This is a genomic window from Auritidibacter ignavus (assembly GCF_003703835.1).
Lineage (GTDB): Bacteria > Actinomycetota > Actinomycetes > Actinomycetales > Micrococcaceae > Auritidibacter > Auritidibacter ignavus.
Map to the genome: position 1 here is coordinate 1 of NZ_RDQR01000033.1, position 9,497 is coordinate 9,497.

Genomic DNA, 9,497 nt, shown 5'->3' on the forward strand with positions numbered 1-9,497 from the left:
GCGAGCGTCACGGCGTGATCACATGGAGAGCCGGATGCTCAGGAATGGGCACGTCCGGTTCGGAGGGCGGCCAGCAGAAACCCATCCAGCGGCAACGCGGGCAGGGCGCTGCTGGCCGACCCTACACGTATGTGCGCACGACCAGCGGGTTCTGTTATACCGCGTTTGTCACCGATGCATTTTCTCGCAAGATTGTGGGGTGGTCGACCCGGACCACCATGCGCACCGATGTGCTGCCGTTGGAAGCGTTGGAACACGCGTTGCTCAGCGCCAAGGATCAAGCGCTGGAAGGGTTAGTCCATCACAGCGATCGAGGATCGCAATACGTCAGCATTCGCTACACCGAACATCTGGCCAAGGCGGGCCTCACGGCTTCCGTGGGAACTGCTGGAGACGCGTACGACAATGCGTTAGCAGAGACCGTCAACGGGTTGTATAAGACCGAGTTGATCTATGCTAGGCCCGCTTGGCCCACAGCCACCGAAGTCGAATTCGAGACGATGAACTGGGTCCACTGGTGGAACACGAGACGATTGCATGAAGCCCTGGACTATCAGACCCCGACCGAATTCGAAGCAAGTTATCATATGACCCAGGCTCACGTCCTGAGCCCCGTATAAAAAGCGGAATAAAACCCAGGACGCTTCACACACTGTCGAGGGTCCGCCGGTGGTGAGTCGGCCGCGCACGATCGGGGCGGTGTCGGATGTGTTGTGGTCCACGCTGGAAGCGGCGTATACGAACCTGGGTTTCGGCGTGGTCGGTGATGAGGTGTTCAAGCAGGTGGTGCTGGCCAGGCTGGTAGAGCCGACCTTGAAGCGCGATACGGTCCGGGTGCTGACCGAACTCGGGGTGCCGGCCCCGCACGTGTCAACGATCTATCGGCATCTGGCCAGGGCTCAGGAGAAGAACTACCGGGATGCGATCGCGTCGAAGTGCTTTGCTCACTGTCTTAGGGACGGTGATGTCAGCTTGGTGATGTACGACGTGACGACCCTGTATTTCGAAGCCGAGCACGAAGACGGACTACGCAAAGTTGGATACTCCAAAGAACGGCGCGTGGACCCTCAGATCGTCGTTGGTCTGCTGGTGGATCGGACCGGGTTCCCGCTAGAGATCGGTTGCTTCAAGGGCAACAAAGCAGAAACGGTGACGCTGCTGGAGATCATCGAGCGTTTCCAGACCCGCCATGGTATCGCTGACATGGTCGTCGTCGCTGATGCCGGGATGCTCTCAGCAGCCAACCTCAAAGAGCTCGATGAGGCCGGTCTGCGGTTCATCGTCGGCTCCAAAGTAACGAAAGCACCCAACGATCTGGCCTCACATTTCCGGTGGCACGGGGATGCGTTCATCGACGGGCAGATCGTCGACACCGTCACCTCACGCTACGGCAGAACGGCCACCAACGACGTTCTGCTGCGCGAGGAACCAGCGTGGAATCCAGAGCAGATGGACAAGAACTGGCGGGCAGTATGGGCATTCTCACGCAAACGAGCGCTACGGGATCAGCAGACCCTGAACCTCCAGGCCAACCGTGCTCAAGAGATCATCGACGGGCAACGCCAAGTGAGGTCCGCGAGGTTCGTCAAGACCACAGCAGCCGGGCGGAAACTCGACGAAGCCGCGCTCAAGCGGGCTCGCCGCCTGGTCGGACTCAAGGGCTACGTCACGAACATCCCCGCCACGATCATGCCCGCCAAGGAGATCATCAGCTCCTATCACGACCTGTGGCAGGTCGAGCAGTCCTTCCGAATGTCGAAGTCCGACCTTGCAGCCCGGCCGATCTTCCACCACACCCGCAACGCGATCGAAGCCCATCTGACCATCGTGTTCACCACACTTGCCATCGCCCGCCACATGCAAGCCAGGACAGGACTGTCGCTAAAGCAAATCATCACCACGCTGCGGCCCATCCACGCCGCACTCATCGAGACCAACGGAAAGATCGTGAAGATCCCGGCCCGCATCCCAGACAACGCCGCAAAAATTATCACCCAAATCAAGGCAGAACCGGGACACTAAACAAATGCGCTAAGTCAGGTCCGAGGTGCCGGGTCGGCTGAGCCTTGTGAGTGTGCAGCTGTTGGAGGGGTGCTGGTCTGCATTAAAGCGTGAGTCTGGCCTCTAGAACCCCGCTCCAACCCCTACTGAGCCCAGCGGTAGTCAAGCCTTTGCAACGCCCACGCCCAGTTGATGCGTTCCTGTTCCAAACGCACATTGCTACCCAGCCGGTCCGACACTAAATCGTCGTACAGGGCTCGCTCCGTTGGGGTTAAATTCTCCAAATACGCATTCGTCGGTGCAGGCTCAGAACCCCACAATTTGCGGTGCGCTTCCAGGGTGTCTTCATCCATTAACACTGATTCAGCTTGCGGCAGCTGTGTTCGCACCCCGTGCAGAATGCTGAATCCGTGTGTATCCACATCGCCCCAATACAACACATCCGATCCCACAAAAAACGCGAGTGTTTGGCTGCGCTGACTCTCAAAACCCTTGCCCCACACCACGGCCCCATCGGCGGGCACGGGAACCGTGAGGAACGTAATTTCGTTCTCCACAATCAGGACGATGTCCGGTACAAAACCAAAATCGGACATCTGATCCGCTCGAAGAGTGAACTCATCCACACCGGGTACCGGGGAACGAGCAGGGTCTACCCGCATGCGCACATACGCAGGCTTTGTCGCCAAGCCCAATGCCTGCTCAAACTTGCCCTTCGCGGCAGGCACCCCGAGTATTTCCGCCAACGGTCGTCGGTTGGACTCCACGAACTTCGTATCCACCCCGGCCGCATCCACCTGCCGCAAATAGCGGTCTGAACCCCGCGCCGTATCCAACCACTCGTACGCTGCCAACACCTGCGGCCACTCCGCTGCCAACCGCAGCGCCTCCAGTGGACGGCGCAAAACCCATTGCCAGGGAGCCCCCAACTGCCACTTTTTCGTCACCGACAACAACTCATCAAAGGCGGCAACATCCCGGCCGACCGAAAGAAGCTCCCAAGCCTGATCGAACCGACTGATCACGGCCCTGTGAGGGACCGAGTTCGCACCTACCGCACCCCGACCCCCAACAGACTTAAGTTCGAGGTCGTAGTGAGCTCCACCTCGTGAATCGTGGGAAAGGTCAGAAGACCAGGCACGCCATTCGTCCCAGCGGGAGGCGAGCTCAGCGGAAGTCGGCCCGCCCAGGCGCACCGTGATTACCGGGAAGTCCTCACCCAGGGCGTAGGCGCGCAGCAGCGACCCGTCTTTCCAGCGGCGCTGCACCGCGGTGCGGATGTCTTGCGGGGTTTTCCAAGCGCGGACTCGACTCACACCGAACCCCCGGGCTTCGAACCACCGGGCTTCGAGCCGCCACCGGAGTCGGCCATGTTGTTGTAGTACTGCTCGATGGTCATGGTCAGCAGGCGAGAATTATCGCCGCCTACGTTGTCGACGAAGCCGATGCTCTTGACGTACGGGGCGATGATGTGGACCTTCTGCAGCGGCGTGACAATCAGCAGCTGCAGCCCCAGTTTGCGGAACAGGTCCAAGGCATAGCGGGTCGAGGAATCCGAACCTCGGCCAAAAGCCTCATCAATCACGGCAAAGCGGAAGTCCTTCGACTTCGCAGCACCCCACTTCAGGTCGAATTGGTAGGCAAGCGAAGCGGCGAGGATCGTGTACGCCAGTTTTTCCTTCTGCCCTCCGGACTTGCCGTCAGAATCGCGGAAGTGCTCCCATTCCTCATCAGTTTCATGATCGCGCTCGGATGCTGAGAACGTAAACCAATTGCGCACGTCGGTAACACGGGCCGTCCATGTCTTGTCGGCGTCTGTGTGACCCTCGCGGCCCTTGAATCGCTCGATGATCGCCCGCACATCCTGGAAACGCTGCTCGGAGTACAGGGAGGAATCGTCGTTGTCGCTGACTTCGGCGGTAACATCACGCAGATCACTGCGGAACTTGCGCACATCCTGGTTGATGGTGGCGGACTTCTCCAGACGAATGTAGCGGCCTTCATTGAAGTCCACGGCTGACAGGGCCTCGTTGATCTTGCCGATTCGCACGTCCATTTCGTCCGCCTGCCGGCGGAGCCAACTGGAAAAACCAGCAATTTCGCGAATCGCGTTGGTGTTCAGCTGCTCCTTAAACTCCGTTTTGAACCGCGGGAGGTCGTCATTTTTCACCCGTGAGTGGAATTCGCGGTAGGCATTGCGCGCGTCCACGCTGACATCCATTTCCGTGGTTTCTGCAGGGAACTGTTCGCGCACATTGCCCATCTGCGTCAGCAGCGTTGTGGTGTGGCCGTTGATCTTCTCCTGCGCCGATTCAATGTCCTTCGCAATCGCACTGACTGTCGAGGCTTGGAGCTCGTCTGCCTGTTCAACGGACGCGATGTGCTTAGGCACCCGGGCCTGGAGATCCTCGAAGGATTCTTGGGCTCTCTCGAAAGTGCCTGCTGCGAGGATTTCACGGTCACGTTCTAGCGCTGAACGCTCCTGGTCCAAGCGCATTTCGAGGGTCGTTGCATTCCGGGCAACATCATCTAGCGCGGCCTCGTTTTCCTTAATCTGCTGTTCCACGAACTCAAAGCTGCGAGTGATCTCCGCCAGCTCTGAGGAACCGTTCTCCAGACGCTCAATCTCAGCTTCAGCAGCTTGCACACGGGCGCGAGCTGATTCCCAATCGACTTCATCCCACGAGTCAAAGTCCAGAACCGCACGCAGAGCTTCGGACTGAGTTTGGACTTCTGCCTGCCTGGTCTTAAGCCGTTCCCGCGTCTCATTCAGCTGCGACTGACGTTGGTACTGTTCTTGGATTTCACGAAGCAGAGCTTCTTGTTTGCGCTCGCTGACCCGACCCAAGACCCAAGCGCGTGGATCGTCAACACGACGCCGGTCGTCTTTTTCGTGACGGTCGCGCGAACGCACTTGGCCCTCACGCGTGACCGCGCGCTGCGCTCCGCGAAATTCCTCAACGGTGTTCGCACACAGGTGGTCAGCGCGGGACTCTACCTCGCTCTTCAAATAGGTGCGGAAGGGCGAATCCTCGATCTCGATCGTGTCCGCAAGTCGCAGCCCAGCCGAAGGTTTGCGCTGCAGCGGCACGTGCCGATCCGGTACACGTTCATACACCAGACGCACACCCTTGGTGCGGCCACCGCGACCCGAGGTCTGCAAACGGGTTCTGTTCACCCATTCGGCAACCGCGGGGTAGTGTGCCTGCGGAACCAACATCGACAAGGCGAAGTTGCTAAGCACACGTTCAGCGGCGCCTCGCCATTCTTCGAACTCCTCGGCAACATCCAGAAGCTCACCCGCAAAGGGGAGCTCGTCTTCAGCAATTCCGGTGGCAGTACTGAGCTGTTCACGGATATCCAGCAGGTTGCTGGGCAGGTTGTTCCGGCGGGCGGCCAGACTATTCAGTTCGCGTTTGGTTTCGCGTTCATGCTCGGTGAGCAGCAGCTTTTCGGCTTCGATGGCCGAACGTTTCTTATCAAGTTCGGTGGCCTCTGGCTCCAGCACCGCCCGTCGGTCTTGAGCCTTGCCGGGCATCTGGTTGAAATCAGCCTGCGTTCTAACCTCAGCCAAGCCTGCATTCTGCAGTTTTACCTGCAGACGTTGGTTTCGAGCGTGGCGCTGCTTTTGCTGTTCACGCGCAGACGCAGCCTTGTGCCGCAGGGTCTCCAGGCGCTCGCCACCAGCCGAGGCACGCGCCGCGATGAGATTGTCACGTTCAGCAGACAGCTTGTCGCGGGTTTCCCGCTTCGCCGCCAACTGCTGGTTGACGGTGGTGAGATCAGCTTCCAACTGCTCGATACTGGCAGTTCGCAGCGTCGCGCGTATGTCGGAAAAGAACACGGCCACAGCGTCGCGCTGCTTAGCCAGATTGTCTTTCTTGGCAACCACGGCGTCGTATTTATCCGCGTTTTCCACCAGAGGGGTCAGCAACTCCAATTGTTCCTGGGCTCGCTGCACGGCCTGGTATGCGTTTTCAAGATCATCGAAGTGGTCGATGATCTTCCGGATCCGACCACCAGCGTCGGTGGGCTCGAGCATGTGTGTGCGCACAAACTCGTTGAGATCCCCCACGGCCTTCATTGACACCGTCTGCTGGAACAAGTCCATGGCCTGTTCTGACCGGATGCCCAGAAGCCTGCGCATGCGGCGGGCGTAGCTCGGGAAAGTGTCGTCAACAGCGACGTCTTTCTTCCGCAGATTGCGCAGCAGGTCGTTGATATCGGTGCCGAAGCCTGAAAAGTCATCCAGGATGGTCAGCCGCTTGGGTGCTGAGAAGAACCGTCGCCACGGCTGGCCCGTTGAATCGCGCTGTTGGAACACCTGGGCCAGGGTCACAGTTTCGCCGTATCCCTCGTTGGTGAAGGTCCCTAGAATCACCGAATACGCATTGTGACCGCGCAGCGCAACTGGGCGAGACGTGCCGGTTTGTTCGTCGCGCTCAGATTTGTAGTGGCCCTCAACGTAGCTGCGCAAACTGCGCTCACGCCTACCGGCACCTGCGGCCTTGTTGTATTCAATCGTGTGCGAAGGCAACAGCAAGGTGCTTACAGCATCGACAATCGTCGACTTTCCACTGCCGATATCACCTGTCAGCAGCGCCGTTTCACCATTCGGGTACAAGTAGCTGACGTGGTTGTCGAACGTACCCCAGTTGCACAGTTCAATCCGTTCAAGTCTGTAGCCAGGTTTGCCCGTCGCCTCAACTTCAACTGCGGAGAACAGACCTTCGCTCATTGTCCACCCTGGTTCAGGACGGACTTATATTCGTCCAGCTTCTGCGCAAAATCAGACAGCGTCTGCGCATCGACGTAGGCCTTCAGAATTCGGCGGACTTCCCAGACATCGTTTTCACCGCGCAATTTGCGCAGAAAACCGAGCTTCTCGATCCTGCCTATGCTCTGGTCGATGTTGTTGATGATCCGTGCTTCGTCAGAAGAGTCAGCCAGAAAGACCCGGAGCGAATCAACGATGTCATCCCGATCCACCGCCAGGCGGCCCTGATCACCGTGCGATTCAAATTCCACCAAGCGCCTGCGCAGCAACACTAGCAGCAGGGAATCGTTGTAGGGGAGTTTCCGGCGTGTGATCAAACGGGGGAGTGGTTCTTCACCCTCCCGTTCTTCCTGCATGCGCAGATAGGCGTAGCCCTCGTTTTCATCGACCACAACATCCAGGCCGATGGTGTTGAAATGATCGCGCACTGGAGCGGGGTTCTTCATAAGCTCACGCCAGACGTCTTCTGCAGCTTCCTGGTACACCACACCGCGCATCAGGGCGATGATGCTGCGCGCCGCCGCTGTTTCCTCGGGAGTTCTCATGGCTGCAGTGTCCTCAAGATCTGGTCACCTTAATCTGTGCAAGCCGCACCTGGTACGTGAGTTCGTCAGCCTGGGCTTCAATGGTCGATTCAACATCGTCGTTGATATTCACCTGAACATCCTCAGCCGGCAGGGACAGATAGCCGATGAGTTCGCTCACGCCCTGTTCTATCGGGTACATCTGCACAATGTCGTCCAGCAGCGCCGATTCGCCCTGCGGGATGATCGCGGCCAGCTGGCTCAAGAGTTTCGTCTGGTCAACAAAGACCTGCGACGTAAGCGCAGTGGTGTCGACGTTTTCGGCCTCGCTGGGTTGTAGGAGACTGTCGACCTCGGCGGTTGGACGCACGTCATACAGTGGGCGTTCCAACGGCAAAGCAACATCAATGCCCGGGACATCGACTTCGATGCCGACGGGAGAGTCCTTCTTCGGCGCTTGCGCACGGACATCGACGGCATGGCGCTCGATGTCTTTTACCAGTTCCAGAACCCTGCGGTTTTCCACCCAGATTTGGTCATCCAGGAATCTGCGAAACTGTTCAGATATCTGGCGCACCGTCTGCTGAGTGCGCTCAGCGGCATCCGCCCAGTTGTGATGGATAGTGCGCAACCGGCTATCTGTCTGTATCTGGGCAAGTTCCGACACGCGGCCAAGCAGCTCCGACAGTTCTTCTTGTCTGGCCTCCGACAACAGCAGGTCATAAAACGCCTGAAAGCTGCGGCCCTGATCCGAACTATCGATATTGGCCCTGGTCGACACCAGTTCATCCAACAGTTCGCCGCGGCTGCCCTGCCACGTGGCGATCTTTTCTCGAGCACTCCGATCCAACGAACGGAAGTTTTCCTCCACCTGTCGAAAGTCCGCCAACAGTTCCCTGGCGGTGGACGTGAACTGCTGATACCGATCCCTCAGCCTGGTGCCATCGAGCATGCCAAACTGCGGGTCCTCGTCAATCTGGCGAATCTCGCGGTCAATTGAATCGCGGCGCCGTTTGAGTTCCGCAATACGTTCCTCAGGATCTTCTTCCGAACCCATCGAGATCTGCCGCAGCAGCTCTACAATCGTCTGCAGCCTCGACTCGGTGGCCACAAACGGGCGCACCTGCAGGCCGAGCACCCACGAATACGCCTTCTCCAGCGCAGGCGTGGCGTCGTAGTGAAGCTCGTCAGAATCCACCGGGTAGAACCTGCGCAGCCAACCGGAATCGTCTGCCGCCCAATCCTCTAAATAATCCGTCGGGTCCTTGGGGTATGGCGCTGGTTCGTCAAGGCTGAAGGCCTGGTCATTCAGCCCGTAGAGCTCGTCATCCAGCGCACCCGCAAGTGTGCTGGCGGCCGTCGCCCCGTGGTTTTCCTCGATGAAATGCCGACCCAAGAACGACAAAATCAAGGGCGCGTTCTGCGCGCGCAGCAGCTTCCACGCGGGGTTCAGACGGCGCAGCCGGTCGATCTGTTCGGTATCCATAACGCTCCAAGGTTAGCCGGGAAATAAGGGGGATAACAAGGGATGAGGTGGCGGCTCCTCCCGGGGCCTCTCCGGCCCGTTCTCACGCGGCTCGCCATAGTCTGTGGCCTAGCTGTAGTGACTCGGTGCCTGATGCGACGGTAACGATGGCGGAAACACCGCCGGCGACGCCGCCGTCGCCGACATCACCGCCAACCCCGAACGTAGCCCCGCAACAACCCGACTACGGTATCCCTGTTGACGCTGGACATTCGGTTGATGCTGAGCTTCCTGCTGAGGCCAGTATGCCGGCAATCTCGGCTGATCCAGTAGCTACGAATCAAGGATACGCCCCCGGTGCCCAGGCATCTCCCGAGGCGTATACCCAGCCTGCGGTAGCCAAGCCGATGTCCCGAAAGACGAAGCGGAACTTGTTGATCGTCTTGATTGCCGTCGTAGTGCTGGCGGGGCTCATCGTGGCGTTTTTCGTGACCCGCAGTGTGCTGGCTTCCAGTACCTTTGGGGGCTCTTCACAATCGAGGGTGTAGACGGGGCTTGAATCCTCCGCTCTCGAGCAAGGACCTGGCGATGTAGTTGGTTGGGTTCCGGAAGCCCAGGGCGGATCCGCGCAGGTGTTCGAGTCGTCCGTTGATGGCCTCGGTGGGTCCGTTGGAGGTTCCGGGGCGGTCGAAGTAGGCCAGGATGTCTGCCGCCCTTTTCTTCAGCGTCC

At 59.0% G+C, this 9,497-nt stretch carries 7 protein-coding genes and 1 pseudogene; 3 read left to right on the forward strand and 5 right to left on the reverse strand.

Going from position 1 to position 9,497, the window contains the following annotated elements; all coding sequences use genetic code 11:
- Together DYI20_RS11780 and DYI20_RS11785 are read left to right on the forward strand one after the other, a co-directional pair.
- Nucleotides 1–620, forward strand: a 620-nt coding sequence (locus DYI20_RS11780) for an IS3 family transposase (RefSeq protein WP_221040960.1), incomplete at its 5' end; no start/stop codon positions are given.
- A 73-nt stretch (nt 621–693) separates the two neighbouring features.
- Nucleotides 694–2,022: pseudogene (locus DYI20_RS11785) on the forward strand (IS1634 family transposase); the annotation flags it as partial.
- A 122-nt stretch (nt 2,023–2,144) separates the two neighbouring features.
- On the opposite strand, the gene DYI20_RS11790 reads toward DYI20_RS11785, so the two are convergent.
- Genes DYI20_RS11790 through DYI20_RS11805 form a run of 4 tightly spaced genes read right to left on the reverse strand, consistent with a single transcriptional unit; the run spans nt 2,145 to nt 8,788 of the window.
- Complete coding sequence (locus DYI20_RS11790) at nt 2,145–3,317, reverse strand: Wadjet anti-phage system protein JetD domain-containing protein (RefSeq protein ID WP_122549558.1); 1,173 nt, start codon at nt 3,315–3,317, stop codon at nt 2,145–2,147.
- Nucleotides 3,314–6,739 carry an ATP-binding protein gene (locus DYI20_RS11795; RefSeq protein ID WP_122549559.1) on the reverse strand — a complete coding sequence of 1,142 codons (3,426 nt, stop codon included), beginning with the start codon at nt 6,737–6,739 and terminating at the stop codon, nt 3,314–3,316. The genes DYI20_RS11790 and DYI20_RS11795 overlap by 4 nt, the downstream gene beginning before the upstream one ends.
- Nucleotides 6,736–7,323 (reverse strand): DUF4194 domain-containing protein, encoded by a 588-nt coding sequence (locus DYI20_RS11800; protein ID WP_122549560.1) that lies wholly within the window; start codon nt 7,321–7,323, stop codon nt 6,736–6,738. The genes DYI20_RS11795 and DYI20_RS11800 overlap by 4 nt, the downstream gene beginning before the upstream one ends.
- Before the next feature lie 13 nt (nt 7,324–7,336).
- Nucleotides 7,337–8,788: a DUF3375 domain-containing protein gene (locus tag DYI20_RS11805; protein ID WP_122549561.1), complete on the reverse strand. Its 1,452-nt coding sequence runs from the start codon at nt 8,786–8,788 to the stop codon at nt 7,337–7,339.
- A gap of 146 nt (nt 8,789–8,934) precedes the next feature.
- Between DYI20_RS11805 and DYI20_RS12230 the strand changes: the two genes are divergently transcribed.
- A complete protein-coding gene (locus tag DYI20_RS12230) occupies nt 8,935–9,315 on the forward strand; it encodes a hypothetical protein (protein ID WP_147472564.1) in 381 nt (126 codons plus the stop codon).
- Here DYI20_RS12230 and DYI20_RS11815 read toward each other — a convergent pair.
- Nucleotides 9,298–9,497 (reverse strand): transposase (locus DYI20_RS11815; protein WP_136090121.1); only part of this gene is annotated, 200 nt, incomplete at its 5' end. The genes DYI20_RS12230 and DYI20_RS11815 overlap by 18 nt on opposite strands.

Bases quoted from the DNA above. Each gene is read 5' to 3' on its own strand.
- DYI20_RS11800 (WP_122549560.1), bottom strand. From the start codon at position 7,323: ATGAGAACTCCCGAGGAAACAGCGGCGGCGCGCAGCATCATCGCCCTG.
- DYI20_RS11805 (WP_122549561.1), bottom strand. From the start codon at position 8,788: ATGGATACCGAACAGATCGACCGGCTGCGCCGTCTGAACCCCGCGTGG.
- DYI20_RS12230 (WP_147472564.1), top strand. From the start codon at position 8,935: ATGGCGGAAACACCGCCGGCGACGCCGCCGTCGCCGACATCACCGCCA.
- DYI20_RS11795 (WP_122549559.1), bottom strand. From the start codon at position 6,739: ATGAGCGAAGGTCTGTTCTCCGCAGTTGAAGTTGAGGCGACGGGCAAA.